The organism is Paenibacillus sp. LjRoot153 (assembly GCF_964253085.1).
In the GTDB taxonomy this organism is placed as follows: domain Bacteria; phylum Bacillota; class Bacilli; order Paenibacillales; family NBRC-103111; genus Paenibacillus_E.
This window is the reverse complement of record NZ_CAXUQH020000002.1, coordinates 298,604-320,105: the sequence shown is the minus strand read 5'-3', so window position 1 is coordinate 320,105 and position 21,502 is coordinate 298,604. Positions and strand designations below refer to the sequence as shown.

At 36.3% G+C, this 21,502-nt stretch carries 23 protein-coding genes and 1 riboswitch; of the genes, 21 read left to right on the top strand and 2 right to left on the bottom strand.

What is annotated here, in order from left to right:
• Positions 1-151: 151 nt before the first annotated feature.
• Positions 152-1,378 (bottom strand): DNA-methyltransferase, encoded by a 1,227-nt coding sequence (locus tag ACSQ8P_RS36815; protein ID WP_436239932.1) that lies wholly within the window; start codon positions 1,376-1,378, stop codon positions 152-154.
• A gap of 114 nt (positions 1,379-1,492) precedes the next feature.
• On the opposite strand from ACSQ8P_RS36815, the gene ACSQ8P_RS36810 reads away from it, so the two are divergent.
• From ACSQ8P_RS36810 to ACSQ8P_RS36745, 14 genes are all read left to right on the top strand, one after another.
• Positions 1,493-1,756: a helix-turn-helix domain-containing protein gene (locus ACSQ8P_RS36810; RefSeq protein WP_436239931.1), complete on the top strand. Its 264-nt coding sequence runs from the start codon at positions 1,493-1,495 to the stop codon at positions 1,754-1,756.
• On the top strand, positions 1,737-2,399 hold the full coding sequence (locus tag ACSQ8P_RS36805) for a restriction endonuclease (RefSeq protein WP_436239930.1): 663 nt from the start codon (positions 1,737-1,739) through the stop codon (positions 2,397-2,399). The genes ACSQ8P_RS36810 and ACSQ8P_RS36805 overlap by 20 nt, the downstream gene beginning before the upstream one ends.
• Before the next feature lie 1,205 nt (positions 2,400-3,604).
• Positions 3,605-5,233 carry an SIR2 family protein gene (locus ACSQ8P_RS36800; RefSeq protein WP_436239929.1) on the top strand — a complete coding sequence of 543 codons (1,629 nt, stop codon included), beginning with the start codon at positions 3,605-3,607 and terminating at the stop codon, positions 5,231-5,233.
• 89 nt (positions 5,234-5,322) lie between these two features.
• Positions 5,323-5,802 carry a hypothetical protein gene (locus tag ACSQ8P_RS36795; protein ID WP_436239928.1) on the top strand — a complete coding sequence of 160 codons (480 nt, stop codon included), beginning with the start codon at positions 5,323-5,325 and terminating at the stop codon, positions 5,800-5,802.
• Positions 5,803-6,101: 299 nt separating this feature from the next.
• Positions 6,102-6,455, top strand: coding sequence for a hypothetical protein (locus tag ACSQ8P_RS36790; protein ID WP_436239927.1), 354 nt, complete (start codon positions 6,102-6,104; stop codon positions 6,453-6,455).
• Between the two features lie 719 nt (positions 6,456-7,174).
• A complete protein-coding gene (locus ACSQ8P_RS36785; protein ID WP_436239926.1) occupies positions 7,175-7,507 on the top strand; it encodes a transposase in 333 nt (110 codons plus the stop codon).
• Positions 7,508-7,669: 162 nt separating this feature from the next.
• On the top strand, positions 7,670-9,040 hold the full coding sequence (locus tag ACSQ8P_RS36780) for a DUF4062 domain-containing protein (RefSeq protein WP_436239925.1): 1,371 nt from the start codon (positions 7,670-7,672) through the stop codon (positions 9,038-9,040).
• Positions 9,041-9,103: 63 nt separating this feature from the next.
• A complete protein-coding gene (locus ACSQ8P_RS36775) occupies positions 9,104-9,331 on the top strand; it encodes a hypothetical protein (RefSeq protein ID WP_436239924.1) in 228 nt (75 codons plus the stop codon).
• Positions 9,306-9,635: a hypothetical protein gene (locus tag ACSQ8P_RS36770; RefSeq protein ID WP_436239923.1), complete on the top strand. Its 330-nt coding sequence runs from the start codon at positions 9,306-9,308 to the stop codon at positions 9,633-9,635. Before ACSQ8P_RS36775 ends, ACSQ8P_RS36770 begins: the two co-directional genes overlap by 26 nt.
• Positions 9,636-10,462: 827 nt before the next feature.
• Positions 10,463-10,807, top strand: coding sequence for a hypothetical protein (locus tag ACSQ8P_RS36765; protein WP_436239922.1), 345 nt, complete (start codon positions 10,463-10,465; stop codon positions 10,805-10,807).
• A 582-nt stretch (positions 10,808-11,389) separates the two neighbouring features.
• On the top strand, positions 11,390-12,604 hold the full coding sequence (locus ACSQ8P_RS36760) for a putative phage abortive infection protein (protein WP_436239921.1): 1,215 nt from the start codon (positions 11,390-11,392) through the stop codon (positions 12,602-12,604).
• Positions 12,605-12,999: 395 nt separating this feature from the next.
• Positions 13,000-13,096: riboswitch (cyclic di-GMP riboswitch) on the top strand.
• Positions 13,097-13,533: 437 nt separating this feature from the next.
• Positions 13,534-14,052, top strand: coding sequence for a diguanylate cyclase (locus tag ACSQ8P_RS36755; protein ID WP_436239920.1), 519 nt, complete (start codon positions 13,534-13,536; stop codon positions 14,050-14,052).
• A 395-nt stretch (positions 14,053-14,447) separates the two neighbouring features.
• On the top strand, positions 14,448-16,169 hold the full coding sequence (locus ACSQ8P_RS36750) for a sensor histidine kinase (RefSeq protein WP_436240005.1): 1,722 nt from the start codon (positions 14,448-14,450) through the stop codon (positions 16,167-16,169).
• 70 nt (positions 16,170-16,239) lie between these two features.
• Positions 16,240-17,223 carry a hypothetical protein gene (locus tag ACSQ8P_RS36745; protein ID WP_436239919.1) on the top strand — a complete coding sequence of 328 codons (984 nt, stop codon included), beginning with the start codon at positions 16,240-16,242 and terminating at the stop codon, positions 17,221-17,223.
• A gap of 45 nt (positions 17,224-17,268) precedes the next feature.
• On the opposite strand, the gene ACSQ8P_RS36740 is transcribed toward ACSQ8P_RS36745, so the two are convergent.
• Positions 17,269-18,063 carry a LytR/AlgR family response regulator transcription factor gene (locus ACSQ8P_RS36740; protein WP_436239918.1) on the bottom strand — a complete coding sequence of 265 codons (795 nt, stop codon included), beginning with the start codon at positions 18,061-18,063 and terminating at the stop codon, positions 17,269-17,271.
• Between the two features lie 651 nt (positions 18,064-18,714).
• Here ACSQ8P_RS36740 and ACSQ8P_RS36735 point away from each other — a divergent pair.
• From ACSQ8P_RS36735 to ACSQ8P_RS36705, 7 genes are all read left to right on the top strand, one after another.
• Positions 18,715-19,329 carry a transcription termination/antitermination NusG family protein gene (locus ACSQ8P_RS36735; protein ID WP_436239917.1) on the top strand — a complete coding sequence of 205 codons (615 nt, stop codon included), beginning with the start codon at positions 18,715-18,717 and terminating at the stop codon, positions 19,327-19,329.
• A gap of 53 nt (positions 19,330-19,382) precedes the next feature.
• Positions 19,383-19,622, top strand: a complete 240-nt coding sequence (locus tag ACSQ8P_RS36730) for a hypothetical protein (RefSeq protein ID WP_436239916.1) — start codon at positions 19,383-19,385, stop codon at positions 19,620-19,622.
• A gap of 14 nt (positions 19,623-19,636) precedes the next feature.
• Positions 19,637-19,795, top strand: coding sequence for a hypothetical protein (locus tag ACSQ8P_RS36725; RefSeq protein WP_436239915.1), 159 nt, complete (start codon positions 19,637-19,639; stop codon positions 19,793-19,795).
• 138 nt (positions 19,796-19,933) lie between these two features.
• Positions 19,934-20,224, top strand: coding sequence for an HD-GYP domain-containing protein (locus ACSQ8P_RS36720; RefSeq protein WP_436239914.1), 291 nt, complete (start codon positions 19,934-19,936; stop codon positions 20,222-20,224).
• On the top strand, positions 20,211-20,594 hold the full coding sequence (locus tag ACSQ8P_RS36715; RefSeq protein WP_436239913.1) for a hypothetical protein: 384 nt from the start codon (positions 20,211-20,213) through the stop codon (positions 20,592-20,594). Before ACSQ8P_RS36720 ends, ACSQ8P_RS36715 begins: the two co-directional genes overlap by 14 nt.
• Entirely contained in the window at positions 20,591-21,061 is a 471-nt protein-coding gene (locus ACSQ8P_RS36710; protein WP_436239912.1) for a metal-dependent hydrolase, read from the top strand. Before ACSQ8P_RS36715 ends, ACSQ8P_RS36710 begins: the two co-directional genes overlap by 4 nt.
• Before the next feature lie 14 nt (positions 21,062-21,075).
• A complete protein-coding gene (locus tag ACSQ8P_RS36705) occupies positions 21,076-21,483 on the top strand; it encodes a hypothetical protein (protein ID WP_436239911.1) in 408 nt (135 codons plus the stop codon).
• Positions 21,484-21,502: the final 19 nt, after the last annotated feature.

The following is a 21,502-nucleotide window of genomic DNA, read 5'->3' as shown; positions in this document are numbered from 1 at the left end:
GACAGCGTGGGTTTGCAGTTTAGCCCGAACAACTTCGGCTTGTATTCTGGCAATTTCCTTACGAATGCAGGGATGCTTTAATATTTGGAGAAAGTGTCTGCGCATGACAAATACAAAAAAAAGCCCGCGATCTACACCGCGGGACTTTTTCTTAGGGTAACGGAATTGTAATCTGTTCCGGTTCATTCGGACATTCTTCTTCTGTTATAAAATCCTCTGCCAACCAAAAGCCATTCTTCCTACGCAGTTCTTTTACTTTGTCGGGGAAAAGCTTGTTCTTTTCTTCGTAAACTTTCTTAAGCAATTCTATGTCCATTGCCTTGTTTTCAAGCCTGTCTTTAATGATCTCGCAGTTACCCATTTCAGTACCAATCCATTTTCGGTTTAACAATTCGCTGACTGCAAATGTAGTTCCGCTTCCCCCGAACGGGTCAAGAACAACGTCATTTTCGTTGGTAGCCATTGAAATAACTCTATCCAATAGTTTAACAGGCAACTGATTAAATTTCCTGTTTTTAGTGCTGCTATGTCTTACTGGATAAATGTCTGTCCAAACATCAGAAACGTTTACACCGAGGGGATTCATCTTATTTTTATACCCACCGTAATCCTTAACTTCTCCACCGCAATGACGACAAGTTTGTAACGGCATACGTTGTGGATTAAACGTCTTCGGTTTATTCCCTTTCACGTAATAAAGAAGGCTGTAATGTGCAGGGTAAAGCCTGTTTTGAATCGGTAGGCTAAACTTCATGTCAACGGCTATCCAATCCCAAAAATTAAGTTTTCCATCCAAATAACTTGAAAGATAAGTGTGCCACTTTGGGATGTTGTAGATGAATAATGAACCATTCGGTTTCAAAACTCTAACGCACTCGTCAAGCCATTCCATACACCAATTTATGTAGGAACTAAAGGATTTGTCGTCGCTTACTCCATCATCATATTCTTTCCCAATGTTGAAAGGAGGGTCTGCAAACACACAATCCACGCTTTCATCCGGAATCAACTTGAGTAGTTGCACACAATCCCCGTTGTATAGTTTCCCGTGATCTGATGAAAAATATGGTTCAGATGGAATTTGAACAGTTTTACGTTCGGATGAATGATTACTTTCCAATAACTTTGCAATTTCCTTTACATTCTTCAAATAAGTCTGTTCATAGCCGGAAGGTATTCTACCCAAAGCTAATTCAAGTTCTAAGGTAGTGGACATTTCAAGATAAGAAAGGATTGTATCCAATAGAAGGCCATTTTGGGGAATCATTCCGCTATCTTTTGTGAAAAGGATATCGGCCTTTTTAACTCCGAATTTTCGGAAATAAGCATACATATCCGTAACAGAATCCCCATTAAGTCTAGCCTTATGCAAAAGCATGTCGAAAATACTAAAAAAACGCATCTCACCACTCCATGTAACTTATAGTCTGTAGACTCATAGGCTACTTAATTCTATCATTCGATTGATGTTTGCGTCAATGGAAAGGCGTTGGTGCGAGTTTTGAATACGACTAATATCAGAATTCTATTTGGAAAAAGGGTACGTGCAATAAGAAGTTCAATGGGGGTTTCACAAGAGGAATTTGCGTTTCTTTGCGGTCTACATAGAACTTACATTTCTGACATTGAACGTGGGACACGGAATGTATCTTTAGAAAATGTTGAACGGATTGCACACGCACTAAAGGTTACCCCAAAGGATTTATTTGATTTTCAATCCCTTGAGCTAGACAGTCATGATAACGATTCCGTATAAAGTGAGGTGTGTTTGTCTGAAGATTGAGAAAGTCTATTTAACAGGAATTACACAACAATTGTTAGACAACGACCAACTATTTAAACAAGCTTTTGATGAAGTGATTTCGTCCATTTGCTCATCCGTTTGGCCAAGAGGTTCAAATAACTTTACCGCCAATAATTCCGAAAAAAATATCAATGGTGTTGTACCATTGAAAGAAAACTGTTACATAATGCTTGAAGAAGTTTACAACTGGTTTAGAGAAAAACCGCTTGATGTTTTGAAGATCGAAAAAGAAAAAGGTGGCCCGATAGACGTATATAAGGAATTTCGTGAAGGTAACGCTTTAAGGCGAGTTGGACTTGAATTTGAAACAGGAAATATTGGATCAGGCCACCGTGCAATGCAAAAGCTGATATTAGGAATAAATCGTCAAGAACTGGATTTGGCTATTATTCTTATGCCCGTAAAAGAATTTGCCTACTACTTGACCGACCGTATTACAAATTATGAGGAATTAGAGCCTTACTTTGAAAATGCAGAAGGTAAACCATTTATTTTCATCGGATTTAACGCAGACGCTTATGATAGTTCAGTTGAAAGCATCCCAAAAGGGAAAGATGGAATGTCAAAGCGTTCAGTTAAAAAATGGGGAAATTAGAAATAAGGGACAAAGCTTTTTAGCTTAGTCCCTTATTTCTAATTATCGACTTTTCCACTATCATTCGATTAAGCTCGATGGAATGGGTGTTCACCTTGAAACAAGGGAGCGAAGTATTGGTAAAATAGATGTGAGAATATAACATGAATCATCATTACAACGTAAAATAACAGGATAAGAATTAAAAATCAATAAATTACCTTAGAGTACTCTTTATTGTTAATTTGACCATCAGCTTAGGGTAACAAAAGGGTAACGCTAGCAAGTGAAAAACGGTTTCCTTTCGTTAAAGATGTTACAACGACAAAACACAAAAACCTTGATTTTACGCGCTCTCGTGAATTGTCGGTGATAATGTTACAGCAGCTAACCCTATGGGCGGCATGATGTAATAATATGTCCCGTAAGGTTATCGACAAACGTATCCTCTAATCTGCTTGGGGACTATTTGGGGACTATCATTACGTAAGGTTACTGGAAATCACGCTATGACAGTATAAGTCCAAACGCAAGAGTGCTGAATTATCAAGAGATACAATACATTGGTAAAAGCGACCAAAAGCCAAGCGGGGATTTCGACTCCCCTCACCTCCATATGCCAAATCCACAAAAACGAAAAGGAGCTTGCCATGAAATACGTGGCAGGCTCTTTTTGTGTTACATAGCATCACTTGCGAGGCGAAATAGTTCCTTTTTGTCCACAGCGGCGGCGAATTGTTCGATATGCGCACCGTCAAAAGCAACGCTTGCGGCATCCAGCTTGAAAAGCACTTCGACGGTTATGGCTCTCAGGAGTGCCTGGTTGAGCGCCGACTCTATCGGACTCTATTCACGGAACGGCGGGTGTATATACCCCACTCGTCTTCATGCGTAAGCTGAACGTCGGTAGGCATCATGCCTATGAAAATGACCGTGCGGTCGTAGTAGGGGTTAACGACGGAATCTTCTTGGAAGGTGAGGGCTAAGAAGTCGATTGAGCCGTCGAGATTATATGCCTATTTGATTAATTCGAATAGTAGCTCTTGTGTGGGATCCATTGTCATGCTCCTGTTCTGTGTAAGATGATAATGCGGCAAAAAGAAAGCAACCTCCATCCCGAAGGGATAGAGGTTACTTGTTTTGAGGTTATGGGATAGAAGTACGAAGCATTATCGTGCTAGAAGTAATAATGTTTTTTGTGGGAAAATGTACCTATTTGTTGTAAAATGAAGCATAAAGAAGGAATTATTCTACAAATATTAAAAGGTGGGGATAGAATGAAAGTTCAAGATAGAATTAGTGAGCATGTCCAAGAAAGGCTTGCTGAACACCTTAAGAAATTTGACTCCTCACCATTTTTATTTATTGGTTCTGGATTTTCAAGAAGATACCTAGGGCTTGAGGATTGGGAAGGATTGTTAAAGAAGTTTGCTGATTTCAGTCCAGCGGGTTATGAATACTATTCCTCTTTTGTTGGAGGAAAACTAGAGAAGATTGCAGGGTTGCTGGCCAATGATTTCCATCAGATTTGGTTTACTGGAGAAGAATATAAAGCTAGCAGAGAAGAATTCAAAGGCAGAATATCAGGAAAAACGACCCCATTAAAGATAGAAATTACAAAGTATTTACGAGATAAGACTTACGAGTATGGTAATTCAGCAGATTTAGATAAGGAAATTGATAGTCTTAAAAAGGTCAATATTGATGGGATAATTACTACAAATTGGGACGGACTGATCGAGCAAATTTTTGAAAAGGAAGAGTTTGTGAAGTACATTGGGCAAAAAGAACTTTTGTTTTCAGACCCGAAAGAGATTAATGAAATATACAAAATACATGGTTGCTGTACGGTCCCAGATTCATTAGTCCTGACGGACGAAGATTATAAAGATTTTAATGATAGGAATCCTTACCTTGCAGCCAAGTTATTAACCATTTTTGTTGAACATCCAGTTGTATTTATTGGCTACTCGTTATCTGATGAAAACATAGGGAGCATTCTTGAATCTATTACGAATTGCTTGAGTCTCGAAAATTTGCATAAACTAAAAGATAGGCTAATATTTGTTCAAAGGACAAAGGGGAATGAGTCGGATTCTTTTGAGGAAGGGACAATACTTATAAATAAAATTCCTTTACCGATTACAATTGTTAAATGTAACGACTATTCCAATGTTTATGAAGCAATGTCAAGAAACAAGAGGAAATTCAGTGCAAAGTTAATGCGAAAGATGAAAACTCAAATTTATGAATTGGTAAAACATAATGATCCCAACAATCAACTTCATGCTGCTCTTGAACTTGAGAAAGAATTTGATACCTCTAAAGTGGAGTTTGTTTTTGGAGTAGGAATATCAAAACATATTTCATTGAAAGGTTACGGTAGCATAACTGATAACGAACTTTTTGAGGGGATTGTAAAGGAGAATGCTTGGGTTCCAGAGCAAATCGTCTTGGAGACGTTACCTTTACTATTAAGGGGAAACACCTACCTTCCAGTATTTAAATATATTTCGGAAAGTGAACTACCGCAGGAAAGCTTAACACCAAATCTTCATAAAAAGCTGAATATGAAGTACGATGACTTTTTGAACAGGTACCAGAAAGCTAATCTCAAAGAACTTAGAAAGGCTTATAATGATTTAGAGGATTTATTGACAAAGGTACCTTTACAAAAAGCCGTCGGATTAATTCCTGTTTTAGGTAAAAATAAGATTGATACAGAGTCGCTTAAGCAGTTCTTAGGTTCGCACTTACATCTTCTTAACGATGAAAATCAAATACTTAAAACCAATTTTAGAAAGTTGATTCGTTACTATGATTGGCTCACATATCGTCCCAAAATAGCTTTCTAGCTACATCACAATATTATACGGGAATTAATGAGTCACAGTTCGTTTGAGCCCATTAAAGTATATGCGTTTATATATAGGGGGAGAGGGCTTTGGAGACAAAATTTTTTGTTGATAAAACAAGAGAATATTCCTTGGCTTCAAGTTTGGCTGAGAAGATACAAAAGTTAGATCCGATTGAATACGCTATTTGTATTCGCAAAGCTGGACTTACACAAGAGATGAGGAGGAGGTGGGAAGTAGGACAAATCTGGTTAGCTGACAGCCCATACCCAGACTATAATCTAAGGGATGAGAGGTTGTTTGTGATAGCAAATGTTCAACTTGCTAATTTAACATGCTTTGAGGTAGTCCGTACGCCGCCTTTTGAAAATGTAAGAACTATTGAAATTAAATCAGGGACTAATCTAAAAAAAGATGGGCCATTTCATATTATTGTAGAACGTGAAGTGATGATTAAAGAAAGTGGGATGCATGTTTATGTAACGTCGTTAAATAATGATGATGCTTCTAATGTCGCTTATTACTTACGAAAGCTTCACGAGGAATACAAGAAGCAGGCGGCAAAATAAGTAGTTCAATCTAAGCCACTTCCTCAAACAACTTTAGCATCACGCGGCGGCGAATTGTGGATTTGGCAAGCCACGATTCGGAAAAACGAACACCTTGTCCATATAAAACCACAATGGTCAATGCTGGACAGGGATTTTAGATGATTACATCCAGAATTAAACGACTCAATACTTATGGTAAGAGGTCTGACTCCAAACATAGCTTTTTTGAACCCCACTTCTATAATAGTAGCAATTTTGAAGCACAGTGGTCTGTCAGTTGCTCTTAGGATCAAATAATTCCAACAGGGGATGATATTTTGAGAACATTTTTAGAATTGAGAGAGTATTCAAAACAAAATTTACAGAAAGGGGATTTATTTTTCAGTCACGGCAACGCAAGATTTCAAGTATATGATAAGAGTGAAATCCAACTAAATATTTCGATTAAAAATAGTCTGCCAGTTATTAAATTTGAAGAACGATGTCGAGACTTTTTTACTGTGGCGGTAGCCACTAATGAGGAAGGTATAATTAATTATGCAAAAATCAAAAAGTTTTCAATGAATGATGACATTGTTGAATTAATCAAAGATTTTCCTGATGGGTTTTTAATTGATGACGTTGTGTCTGCTTTATTAAGTATCAAAATTGAACAAGGTAATATTGCATAGTAAATCATTTGAAGTTTTATTGTGATTAGATATTGTGGTATACCATCGCCATTATCTAATCACAATAAAAATGAGGACAGGCGAAGCTTCACTGGAAGGCTTTAAGTTGAGATTGGGGAAATGAATTACGGCATGGAGATTTACGGTATACTTGGATTTGACTTCATTCATGCTGCTGGTTTGGTGATTGATTCCAAAGAATTGTCTGGAGGGGTACTATCCTAGAGCTAAGCAACCACACCGAATATTCTCAGCATCGCGCGGCAGCGAATTGTGGATTTACCAAGCCACGGCTCACCTCCATACAAGTTTATAAAGATGGAAAGCCTTGGTGTTACTGCATTTGGTGATACTGAGGCTTTTTATTTATGCTTAAATCCATGTCATGGGCCTGGACGCACGAACAACAGACACAAGTAAATTCAAGATTCAATGGCAATGTAAAAAGAATACAAGTTCAGATAAGGAAGTACACTTTCACATGCATATTATTTCTAGTTTCAAAGAGCAGCAGCCGTACATTGATATAGCATACCGAGTTAGAAAGAAAAAGGATTATAGAGAAAGCTTCTTCCCTTCCGAGATATCAGTTTAGTTTAAAGGTTACTAAGAGATTACCAACGTTCCTTCATTAAATAAGATTAATATCTGCGACTCTATTCTAAACTGTCAGGCACTCTCAGGGTAGCGGTTCTTTCTTTAGGGGAAATAATTAAGTAATGATGGAAACGAGGGGTAAGGTGGAACCAAATACTAGCGAGGCATGTCCTTATTGCGAATCTGTTCAAATAAGCAAGTTCGGATTCTTTGATAATAAACAGCGTTACGTATGTGTATTGTGTGGTAAAACTTTCATTTCAGTAACAAATTCGCTGATTTATAGACATAAAAAATTAAATAATGAAATGATAGAAAAGTTTAAACTGTTGCGTAATCAAGGTCTAATTCTCGAAAAAATATCTGAAGAATTAGGCATCACAATAAGAACTGCATCTACATGGAATAAAAAAATATTCCCTTACAAAACTCGTGGAAGTAAGCGTGAACAATAAGTTGGCAATTGGGGTGTTCCTGTCCCGTTCTTAATCTATTAAAGGGTAATATAAGATGGCGCGCCGACATGAGGTTCATAAATCGTACAAGTACATTGGTATTTTTCGAATACGCCAGGTATGCTGTTGTGCCGGTGAAATACTAAAGGGGGTCCAGGTTCAGTGAAAAAGAAATATCAAGTTTTTGTTAGTTCCACATACACCGATTTGGTCATAGCACGAAGTAGTGTGATCGAAACGATATTGAGTTTAAAACACATCCCCATTGGTATGGAGAATTTTACTGCATCAAATAAAACGCAGTGGGAATACATCACTAATATTTTGAGAGAATGTGATTATTACATCCTTATCGTTGGACACCGCTATGGAACGATCAACGAGGAATATGGAATGAGTTATACAGAAATGGAATTTGATTTTGCTTTGTCTTTAAACATTCCAATTCTCGCATTTGTCATAGATAGGGACAAATCTGCTCCTCTTCCCATGGCCGATAGGGAAACAGCCGATCATGAAGGAAAACTACAAAGATTCATAAATGAAAAAGTTCGAGTTGGTCGAATAAACGCAAAGAATTGGACCACTCCGGATCATTTAGCGGCTCTTGTATCTGCTTCATTAAGCAATGAAATTCAAGAGAACCCAAGAGTCGGATGGGTTCGAGCTGATCGTGAGGATATTGAATATTTGAAGAAGGAGATTGCGCGTCTAACAGCAGTTAATAAGGCACTCGCAACACAATCTTCTATATCACTGAGTGAACAAAAGGAGCCGAATTTCACTGTGCTTCTTAATGGAGAAAGCGAACTTCATTTAGAAAGATTTAAAATATCCTTTGAAAAGGAACAATTTGAACATCTGAATTTTGAGGATTTAGATACCTATTTGCGAAAACATATCACAGAGGAAGAAGTCGATAGGTATAATCAAATGATTCCGTCTCATGAAGAAGTTCATGCATATAATCAAGTTCTAGAGACTTACACCCGTATACAGCATACAAGATTTCCTTTAGATATTGTTATCATAAACGATGGGACACTTAAGGCAGATTCTATATATGTGGATTTGGAATTCCCCGAAGAAATTGTTTTACTTGTAAAAGGTACTGCGGAGCAGTTGGACAAACCAATACGCCCAAAACATTTTCCAAAAGATATTGTGAAAGAAGCTAGAAACAAAATGTATGAGAAAATAGATAGTTTGATAGATAGAAGTTTTATTATGGGACAACATTTTAACGTAAATTTTAGACCTCCATTGGGAATCAACATAGGCAGATTAATGAATCAGAACTCTACATATAACCTTTGGGTTGACGATAATAAGGTCACAATGAGATTAGATTCTCTATTACACACAAGACAGAAAAAATTTGATGATGAAGTTGAATTAGTTGCACTAAAGCAAGGTGAATATGAAATAAAAGCAAGTGTCATATGTGAGCAATACCCTGAACCAAAGGAATTCATAATACCAATCACAGTTACTGAATCTGCTAAAGAGCATGTCTATGAGGATGAAAATTAATAACAAGAGAGCATCAAATTATATAAATTTATTTATCGATAATAGTGAAGTGATGATATTGAATTGAACGAACAAGAAGCAAAAGATTATCTAGAAACAAAACTGTTCCAATTAAACATTCCCCGCGGCAGTGTAGTCTATATTGACGAAACTGTATTTGAAGACATTTTAAGGCATAAAAGCCTTATATCGTATCATCTCATTAAAGCTATAGAACTTGGTACACTAAAGGGTATAACATCCACAATAAACGCTAGTTCAATCGATGAAGTGGGTAGAAGAAGAGCGTAAGAGTCTTACTTTGATGTACCTGATTCGTATTGCAAATATGGATTATTTACCTTACGACACTGCACACTTGGAAGAAATACTCTCACCAGGAATTGATCAAATAACGCTTGAAGAAGCAGTTCATGTTAGTGCAGCAGCCCTTTATTCAAAGAAGTCGAATATCAGTAATATCCCAATATTTACGATGAATCCAGCCCGCGCTGAATTAATATTTAGAATTATTAATGAGGATTTGAAGAACAAAGGTAACTTGTCTGCTATCGATCTATCATATGGCAATCGAGGGGAGAAAAGCAAAGAATGATAGGTTTACTTCGAAGGATAGTTTGGAACCCACTGAGTTTTATTGTCATACGTTTGTTCGGAAGATCATTAGATGGTGTAAGTTTGAGTATTGCCATTTGCACTATCTCATACTTTAGCCTGTTCTTCCATTTTCATAGATTAATTCCCAATATTCATTACCCGATAATACTAATATTTTTTATTGATGTACTATATTTGACAAGAGCCGTATGGTGGAATCTTAGAGTAGGAAAAAACCAGGTTCTTGGATATTTAAGATTGGACAATACGATTGAAATTCATATTACTGGAATGGAATCTGCAGTTGTTTTTGAAAAAAGAATCAAAAAGACAATGCGCTATGCTCAAAAACACAATCACTTAATTGAATATACATCTGCATTATACCTTACGGTAAGCTGATCCAGCGTTATGGTGATGCAATTGTAATGATTAAAGCGCCAGGTCTACTTGACCAGATTATTAATGGCATGCAAGCAGCATCCTTCCATAAAGGTAAACCCAAATATAATCTGTCATATCCTCTTAAAGTTGTTCTAGACCCAAATAAGTATGGGCTTAAATATCGTCGTCAATTGTCTCTGAATGCTAAGCCTTAATCCACAACGTCCGTGCATTAGTAGCAGCTCTGCCTATCATCGGTCCCAGGCAGTCATTTTTTTTCATTTGGAGATGAGCAACATTTCTATCATTTTATTAATCATAATTATCATACTTTCCCCTTTCATAGCTAGTATTGTACTATACATACCTGCAACCGTAACATTTAAATTTAAAGGTAATTATCTTAATGATCTATATGTTTTCACATGGACGATTCCCAGTATGGAAGCCGAATTACATAATCACTATGCATATGGACTAACCTGGACCAGTAGTAAAAGACAAAAAATACTGCGAATAGAAGCAATTAAAACATTCAAAATAAAACACCCATCGGTAAAATTGTATGCTACTACTGCTACACTACAAAATTGGTATAAAGAATTAGGCATAATTGGGGAAGAAATAGTACGGACAAAGAATCAGGAGAGAAGTAAACGCATTACTGTCGCTATGATGGTAATTACGAATCTTCGTAATCTATTTATCTTTAAAGGTGGCTGGAAAATATTACGTATAATTAGACGAATTTGGAGTACAACAGCTAAAAGATATCAGATAATATAAATTTTTAAACGTAGTTTGATGAAACTTCACCTTCTTTCTTGTACACTTCTAGGTATTATGGGAAAACGGAAGAGCCGAGTAATCCAGAAACATCAACTACCGTAAGTGTGGAATTGAAGCGTTTGACAGTAGGGAAATCGAATTGGAAACGGTTAGATCGTTCATATAAAGATCGGATAAGGATGTAGTATATCGGCGTGACATCAAGGGCTTCATGTTCTCAGGAATGAAGGGTCATGAAGAGACTATGGAAAATCCATTTTCAAACAACATAAAATATGTGATTGGAAGTAATGAATTACAGATTGAACAATGGATACCTGAATCCTTTACGTAAACAGAACCTGCCTTGACAGGCAGTCACTTTAAAGAAACTAGTGAATCGTTAATAAAATTAAATAGGCACAGTGAGAAAATATATACTGGAAAAATGCGACGGCGCCATGAAAGAACTCAAAAAGTGCAACAAGCAAGAAGGTGGCAGAGTGTTTATATAATTGTAGAAAATGTTTAAATATCCTTGATGATGTTGCTTTAAAACTGATACTATAGGTTCATCCAAAAAGATACTGGGAGTATACCATGACTAAAATTAAGAATTTTTTTTCTAATATATTAAAATGGTTTCATTATAAAGAAAACTGGTGGATTACTGCTGGTTTTATTACAGCTATTAGTGCTATTAGTGTCCCTTTTTTGTTAATGAAATATTTCGAACAAGAATTCCTTTTAAAAAGTTTTGAAGAGTTAGGTGTTGTAGGTGATTTTTTTGGTGGCACGACTGTTGGTTTATTGTCGCTGACAAGTATCATTTTTGTTACTGCTGCAATAATTATGCAAAAGCAAGAGCTTTCGCTGCAACGTGAGGAAGTACAAAAGACCAGACAAGAATATCAGATTACAAATGTCACAATGAAAAAGCAGCAGTTTGAGAGCACGTTCTTTAATATGATTAATCTACATCATAGTATTACTAAAGATATTTCTATTGAAGAAATTAAGGGTAGAGCAGTAATGCAGATAGTTCTTAAAAAATTAAGAGAAGTATATAATGGTGCTACTTACGACCAATATTGCGATGCACTTAAGAGTTATATATTACAAGGAGAAAAAAGACTACTGGATGAACTCATAAAAAACGATTTTTTTCGGTACTATAAAATGCAATATATTATTAATAATGAACCGAAAATTATTTTTAATCATGATTATGATGATGAACCAGATACTACAGATATTGATCATTTTTTTGAAACTCTAAGCAATGGGACAAATAAAGGATGGAATGACCAAAGAGCTGTTCTAACTGAAAAATATAACAATGAAGTTTACATGAAAAATGATAGTTATAAAGAATGGCTAAAAGAACTGAGTTTCAAGCATGCAGATGGAGCTTATTCTTGCACATATATAGAAAAGTTTAAGGACGAATTCTTAAATAATCCGCTAAAAGAATTGAAAGTAGAAACGTTTGAAAAAGTTTATACAAGCTATGAAAGTGAACTGGGACATTATTTTAGAAATTTATATCGAATAGTAAAACTGATTGAAGATCTAACGTTCCATGAAGATGAACTGAAAAACAATAAAGAGAAGCAAAATTATAGAGGGATACTACGTGCACAGCTTTCATCATATGAGCTATTAGTTATCTTTTACAATATCGTCTATTCAAAAAATGGTGAAAAATTCAAAAAAATGTTAAGGAGCACCAAATTTTTTGACGATCATCTCAGTGAAAAAGATTTTATATGGCCTAATGATAAAGATGAGTTAGATCAGATGGAAGTCTCGTGAATAAATGGAATAATGGGGAAGGTTTACAGCTGGATTTTTAATCAAACGAGAAACGAGTTCAATAGATCAGCGGTAGTCGAGGACTTTATTTTCGTGTCCAAGGCTGTCGCTGATTTTTTATTGGTGTTTCAGTCTAATGTTTATTTTATGCAGTATACCAATTTTGTAATTAAAAAACCGCGTAGGATCAGCAATCCAAACTAAGAACGATATCACAATAAAAAATGTTACGTTGTGTAATTTTGTGAAAATTCACACACTTTTTTTAGAAATTTGTAGTAATCCAAAATATTTTAGCGAGAAATAGTTGAATAATAAGTATTTGTGAATTATCATGGGAAGCGTCGGGTCTATATGACTAGTTAAATAAACATAATTACCTACTTACAAGCAATATTGAACAAAGGCAAATCCACCGAAAGGTGGAGACGCAAAGCCACGGGTCTAAGCCATGAGACATAAATCTCCTGAGACGACAGCCGGGTTTCCTTTAGAGGCTTGTTTTTTGTTGTAAAAAATCAATAGAAGAGCAATACAAATTCAATAATTCAAACAATATTTACTTTTAAGAAATTAATTCGCAATAAAAGGAGGCAAATTATTATTATATAAAATGATCGATAGTCATCATAATAATAATTATGTAAACATGGGGGGGCTGCTCTCTATACAACTCTCGTTTCAACTTTTTACGAGTACAATTTGCTGTGTTCTGCTAATAGTAATGCTCGTTATGATATTAAGACTATACCAGCTACGAAGGAAACAAACATATCCATTCCTAGCTTCGGGGCTAACAGCTTCATTATTGTACGAGATATTGTCAATTACCCCATTACTATCCAGGCTTCTGAAGCTATCATGTGATTTTAAATATTGAAATTTACACTTTATACCTTAATAAGATTAAACGTAACATTCATTACTACATGACAGCCGCGGTATTGCTCCCCTTTATTATTTTTGCCATTGGCAACTACACCTCAGATACGTTAGGAAATATATTGCTTTCTATTTTTGAACTAGTAGTTTTGTGTATCTCTTGGCAATTTATCAACCCTAATAAAGGAGAGACTAGTAAACACCAATTATCCTTAATCATCTACTCAATTATTACCCTGGGATACTCTGTTATAGACCTATGGAACACCCCCAAATGGCTTCTTACAACAGTCCAAATCCTTCCTGTCATTTATTTTTTCATACTTCTCTTAGTCCTATTCGAACGTGTCCTAAGCATGTTACAAAGTGTTGTAAGGTCATCCGTATTAGATGGGCTGACAGGTCTTTATAATCGTAAAGTAATTACCTCCAGAATAAAGCAATGTGTGGAGAAAGGCGATTGTATCCTAATGTTCATTGATATCGATAATTTTAAGATGGTTAACGATATGCATGGACACCACGTTGAAGATGTGGCTCTAAAGAAAGTGGCTGAGATTCTGTAAGATGGTTACCCTGGGCGCTATGGAGTCGAGGGAATCATTGCGGTTATCAATGATGAGGATGTAATTTCGTACATTTATGAGTGGGTGGAAAATTTTCGAGCCAGAGTTGAGCGTGAAAGCTTCGTTATTTTGAGTATAGGGTATAGCAGATTTCGCAATGGGATAAGTCCAGATTAGCTGCTAGAACAAGCAGATCAGGCGAATGGAGGAAACAACCTGCAAACAACCTATTGTATTTGTTGTCAAGCTTTAACATCAGATGCTAAATGCATACCAACTCTGATCTTCAGAACAGGATTCAAAAGCATAGGAAATAAGTCGTATGAAGTTTCACTCTGCAAAGTAAATACTAGTCTACTTTATAAAAGTACTGGAGGGAATTTACGTTGAAAAGAATGACAACATTATACATTGCATTTGTAATTTTTATTATTTCTGCCATTAATGTTACTTACTATTACACCACTAAAAAAGCACTGGTCTCGGAACAGGAAGAGAAGATTTCAACCATTGTAAATAGTATGACTACAGCTATACAAAATTCTAGCACAGGTGAGCAACTATTCGAAGATATGATTGGCCTAAACCTGCGGACCGCTTCAGTTGCAACTCAATATGCTCTTCCCGCGGATGTTGAAAAAGTAGAGAATGAAAAACTAACTGAAATAAAAAACAAACTATTGATAGATGGCATTACTCTCTTAAAGAAACAGGGTGACGATATTGTTGGATATCGTTCAACAGATCCCAAAGAGATAGGAATGAGTACAAAAAGTTGGACTCAGGGATGGTTTCCAGCCTTTAATCAACTACTCGATAATCATGATGCGAAGAAAGGAGATTTAATTAAATACGGACAGTTCCTTCCTCATTATTGGAGTGGTCCATTTGATACTTCATCTACAAATACAAAGAACATTGATAAATGGGGTTATTATAATGATGGCGGAACTAACTACCTTATAGATCCTTATGTTCATGACACTCACCTACTTAACTTTAGAAAAGCTACAGGTGTTGATGCAACAATAAGCCAACTAGTTGAGAAAAATAAGTGGCTTATTGAGATCGGCGTAATAAAGCATCAATTAGACGAGCAAAAGCAAGAAGTACCTATGGATCCGAATTGGTATCAACAACGCGAAGTACAATTTGGTAAGTATTCATATCCGGATGTAGTAACAGCTAGTACGAACTTTGACTTCAACGACCTGCAAAGAGGTAAAAAAGTAAATACTTTCATTAAAGTTGAAGGTAAAGATATAATGAGAACATACATATCTTTAAAAAATTTAGTTCAGGGGCCCTACAATGCAGAATTACTGCTCTGTATTGTTACTGATTATCAAACAATAATAGACACTCTGTTTAAACAACAATTGAACTTACTTCTAATCATTTTGTCCGTCACCATTATTAGTTTATTCGTGTTTGTTATTACACTTAGGATGTTAAACAGATCCAAAGAAGAGGCTGTATTAAACGCTCAGGGAATATATACAGGTAACATCGATGCACTTTTCAACTCTATTAAAGAACAAAGGCACGATTTTACAAACCATGTCAATACAATTCACTCTCTAATTGAACTTGGAAAATTGGAAGAGTTGAAGACGTACGCAAAAGAGATCATAGGTGAAACCATTGAAACTAACGATATTATTAAAATCGATAATCCAGCGCTTTGTGCACTAGTCCAAGCAAAGGCTGCACAGGCAGTTAATAGAAAAATAGCCTTTGAACACGAACTTAGTACCATGGAAGAACTTGGTAATAGCGCGATTAAGTCCACTGAAGTTGTGAAAATTATTAGTAATTTACTCGACAATGCATTTGAAGCAACTACTATGGACAATTCTTCTAATGAAAAGAGAGTTAAAATTAAAGGTGCGATACATGATGGTCTGCTTAACATAAACGTAACTAATACAGGTAATCCAATTCCAGATGAAATTGTGGATATAATATTTAAATCTGGGTTTTCCACAAAAGAAGGCGGAAAGAATCGCGGACTTGGGTTGGCTATTGTAACGAAACTAATAAAAAAATACCAAGGCACTATTAGTGTATCGCATGAGAACGGTGAAAACCGGTTTGCTATGCAGCTGGTTCTCTAACAAACTACTAATCATTGAATAATATCTTAATAAGTTTTATTAAACTAGAACAGAACGGTGGTGCTCAAACATGGTTGATCCGAACGTCTTAATCTTTTCAGACTCTGGTGAAGTCAGCTTCGGAATCCCACATGACCGCGAAGTAATCTATATTGGTCGGAACGGAAATCGTGTGGAGCGCATCAAAGTACATTTAAACAACAATATAACAAACAGTTATATCTATAAACCATTAACCAATTTTCCTAGTATGGGTAAAGAAGTATGGGTTCAAGAGAATATTTGCTCTCGGATCCCCGAAGTCCGCATACCAAGGATACACTATTACTCTAAAACCACCGACCCAGAAAATTATTGGATGGTCCTAGAGGATCTAGGAAAGCTGGAGCATAAATTCGATGTGGATACTATGAAAAAGGCAGCTGTTTGCATGCCGTATTGGCATGTTCTACCAATTGATCTAGTACTTGATGAATACGAAGGTCATTCTCCACTAGAACAGGATATACGAAAATTTTTATTATCGAAGGTGGATCAATTAAGGGGAATATTGGTGGGCAACGGTTATTCAAATGAAGACATCGATTACATGTACCGTGAAATTATTCAGCTTCATCTAGAAAGTGAAGTGGTTGTTTCTCATGGCGATTTATATCCACTTAACATAGCTGAGTTGAACAATGAACTCATTATCCTTGATTGGGAGTATATTCATAAGAATAGCGCTTTCTGGGACCTTTATACCCTTATGGATATTACAAGCCCAGAATATAGAAGACCAGCAATCAATCAGATATCACGCATCGACATTCTAACAAAGTATGTCAATGTGCGAAATAACCTTGAATCTCCTACAAAGCACACATTTATTGATGACTATCACCGATTCAGTGCTATGCACGCGTTGTGGCTATTACTATTAATTGATAGTGATCTCACTCAAGAAAAGTATGACAAGGTAGCTCTGTTACTGCAGTATAAAGAAACACTTGCGATTTTGAAAATTGTCTTAGATTATCTGTTAAAACAAGAAAACATAACACAAATATCGTGAATAAGCTCTGAAACAAAAAATGACGAACCAATAAAAAAGGGTTCGTCATTTTTTTTGTGTGTTGTAAGTCAGTTTCTCATTAAAAGCAGCAAACAGAGACTCAAATTCCTTTCGTTTTCTACGAGATAATTTTATCTCAATATTATTATGAGTTAGTTTAATAACATAAGAACCAAAAAAACGATCACTCGCGAAAACTGAATGAATATAATTGAAATTTACTAATTCAGATGGATTCGGTGTAAAAATAAAATCCGAACATTGTTCTTGTATGCTACCAATTGAACCATTAATTTTTATTCCAGTATCTTTCTCTCCTTCGATAAACAGAGTCGTTTTATGCTCATCTTTAACTTTTTTAGCATAGATTAGTTTGTTCTCATTAATAAAAACTGTCTTGTAGTTAGACTTCAATTCGAGTATTTTACCTGGTACCGTATTTGAAAAAACTAGGTCTTTCTCAAGCACATTCTCTGCCTTTCTGACGGCTTCCGATAACCGATCAATGGTAATTGGCTTCATTACAAAGTCAATACAGTTTATAGCAAGACCAGCCAGAACAAGGCTCTGACTATTTGTTCCGGATACAATTATCAAGTAAGGCGAAAGGCCTTTCTCTAATAACTTTTTGTAAGCACTGATCCCATCAGTTCCTTGAAGTCCTATATCTAAAAACACAAGATCAGGTTCATATTTAATACAATCATCAATAAACCAATCCCCAGAACCCGAAGAACCTACGACTTTTAAATCAAGTTGACCGGCAAGGAACTCTAAATGTTCTCTGTCGAAAGCTTGATCTTCTGCGATAACTACTGTCAGTTCTCTTTTCCTCTTCACTATTGCACCTCTTATGGCTAATTTGTCATTTATAAACGTGTGTTTAGTCCCCAATAATTCCAACTAGTGTTGGACAATTTAAATCATATAAACATTATTCGACATTCTCCGCGCCATTTATGAACGAATTTTAGCCAGATATGACATTTTGTGCCTAATTTCCTATATCTTCAATATAATTGTACTAGTTCACAGGTCGTATTGTCCATTACGGGATACTATTGTTCTAAGAAAATGCAGTAAGATTTACCCCTTTCTTCTACACGTAATTGTTTAGTAACTTCTAATAATTGGTAAACATCTTGAGGAATATGCTGCTCATCTGATAACAAAGACCTAACACTAACGCCTAGCATCAGAAATATTGATCAGTACTTCAATGGTATCGTTCGCCACGCTCAATCTCCGAAATCGTAGTCTGACTAGTTTGGGATATCTAAGCATGTGCTTCACCCAAAAGCTTTGCAGCCAATTGATATTGCTTAATATTATTGCCAATTATTTTCCTCATGTTTTAACCACGGTTAATTAGAAATTGAGAATCTTTATATTTTGACTTTACTTTATCGTCTTTTGTCGAATACTACGACTTCAAGATCGATAATGACGAACGAAAACCAATAACGTTAAGGCCACAGGGGAGGAAAATCTATGTCGGCTATTTTTGCTATTCAAGTAGAAGTAGGTAAAGAAATAACCGTCAAGCAGCTGCTTATGGGCGTTCTACAACGCAATCATTGCAATGAGGTCCAATCTGTTTATGCATGCGAACAAGTCGTAAGTAGAAGAGGTAAGTCACACCTTGTGGGTGAAGTCTCAGGCTATATTTTTGTTCAATTAGTTAATGGACTATCTGAACTCTCCGCAAACCTATGGCATTTAATAAAAGGAATGCCGAAAGTGTATCAGATCTTAAAGCATGCAATACCCGAAACCGAATTTTTTACATTCTATGAAGGTCTAACAGCAACTCAAGTTGTGCAAATTTCAGAGCAAACGACGGAAGAACTCGCTGCTGGTACCTGCGTTTCACATGAAGAACTCGTAGCAGCTATCAACAAAATTAATACTAAGGCAAGAAAAAGCGGTAAGAGATTATGGGATGCGATTGGTGCTTACACCAAAAAGACGGCGCTCTATTTGCGCTTGCCTACAAATATGCTTGAGTACTATAAGGACAAAAGAGAACCTCTCGAACAGGTGCTATTCGTCCTTCATGAGATGGAATGGGGCTTGTTAGATAAGGGCAGTGGTGCGCTGCAATGATATTTATCCCTACCGCCAGTTCCTATCAACACAGATGGGGAGGCGGAACTACAGTGAATGAGCTGGTAAAGCGGATGTGTAATTTTGATCGATATGGTCTTAGCACACATAAGAGGATTTCTAAGCATTCACAACGACTTGAGAATAATAACAGTAAAACAGAAGATGTTCGTGCATGTAGAGAATCCATGCTTGATCTGGAAAAAGTTATGCCAGTAACGCCAGTTGAAAGTGACTTCTTTCGTGAAGCCCGAAAGAGTTACTCGCGTTTTCTTAAAAGAACATTACTTTGAGGAGGAAGTGTAAGTTGGCAAATGATCGTCATACATATATTCAATTGATGAAACAGCTTCCTCCTGTTGAATGTTCCCACATGGAACGTGTTGCAGATTACGCTTGGCTAACTGCATTAGATATGAAGTTTAACGACAAGATAGGCTATTTTATACGCATGTCGAGTACATAATATCGGAACAAAAAGCAAGGTATTTTCTCATTAGTGAAGGTAAATTATCGTCAAAAGTATTCGACATTCTTAAAAAAAATCCGTTAATCGGTGCTTTTTATCTTCCAGAACATGTAGGTTGAATACGAATGGGGTCCGATGGCATATAAATTCGCTTTAACACATCATGAAAAATTTGATGGAACGGAATACCCTTTTGGTCTAAGCGGAAACCAAATCCCACTAGAAGGTCAAATTTGTGCGGTTGCAGATGTATACGATGCTCTTTGTAGTAAACGTCCATATAAAGAACCATGGACCCATGAACATGCTATTACCTATATCGTTGACCAAAAGAGTCGTCATTTCTCGCCAATAGTAGTCGAACACTTCCTATATGCGATTGAGAAGAGACTGAGCAAAAGGGAGGTTACCCATGGTACTGGCTAAACTGTTGCTGGCTGAATCTCTAAACGAACGTTTAGAAGAATTGCCATCCGTCGTTGTGCACGAATTCATACATCAAAAACCATTTTTAGAAAACATAGAATCGTTGCCATTCATCAACGAACGTTCAACCACATTTATATTAGAATTAAACATCCTCTTTTCAGAAGATTCCGGAGAAAAAACCTCTTATCGAATCCGTTTGCTTCACTCAATAGAGGGCAAAATTTATATTCTGTTATATTGTGGTACACGCGAAAAGAAATCAACTTTTTATTACTCTGAAGTAAAATATCTTCAAGATGCATGGAACCTCGTAGAAAAACACCTCTTTAGTTCAGAACGAACGGCGAGGGATGGTGGTAATCAATGACTGGTGCCACACATGTAATTACTAGCGTGTCACTAGCGGCAGCTCTTGGGTTTCATCGTCCTAGTAAACTTATTGTCGCAGCAATTTCATCAGTAATTTGCGATATTGACAGAAATAACTCTTTAGTCGGACGCTTTATTCCAATATTACCAAAGCTGATTGAGGGGACCGTAGGGAAAAGAACGATTACTCATTGTTTGCCAATAATGGCAGCCCTGGGTTTACTGATATGGACAAGCTATCCATCTTTGCTAATACCTTTTATTCTCGGTTTTGGTAGCCATTTAGTCCTTGATTTACCTACGGGGAATGTTGCCTTACTATATCCTTTTCCCAAAAGGTTTTCATTGAACTTCGGGATCCCGCCTGTCTTTATTGAATCTTTTTACTTAATGGGTTTAGGGGTTTTCTTTACTCTTAACTGGACTAACGTACAAACTCATCTAAAAATAATATTTAACTTTTAACTGGAGGAATTCATATGAAAATATACTTAATCACTTTTATCCTTGCACTTTTCTTTATTTTAACTACAGCACAAGTTGTATTTGCTGAAAGTCCATCTCCGGCACCTTCTTCAGCTGCTACCAGTGGCGGAATACTGCAAGATATTAAAAATGCTAAGCAAGATGATGCACTTAAAAAAGCTGACAATTCAACAAAAAAAGTTGTGCAAGCAGCTCAAGGCTTTGGAATCTTAGGTGCTATCGTAATGATTTGTTGGATTGGGTATACGCTAGGTTTACAAGGCGGAAATGCTAACGCTTTAGCACAAATGAAAACAAAAATTGTTTTCTTTTTACTTGGATTATATGTTGCCTTTTTCCCAGTTGAGGTCCTGGGCATGATATTCGGTGTATTCGGCTATTCGTTTAACGCTCCAGTATAAAGTGAAAGGAGAGTGAACG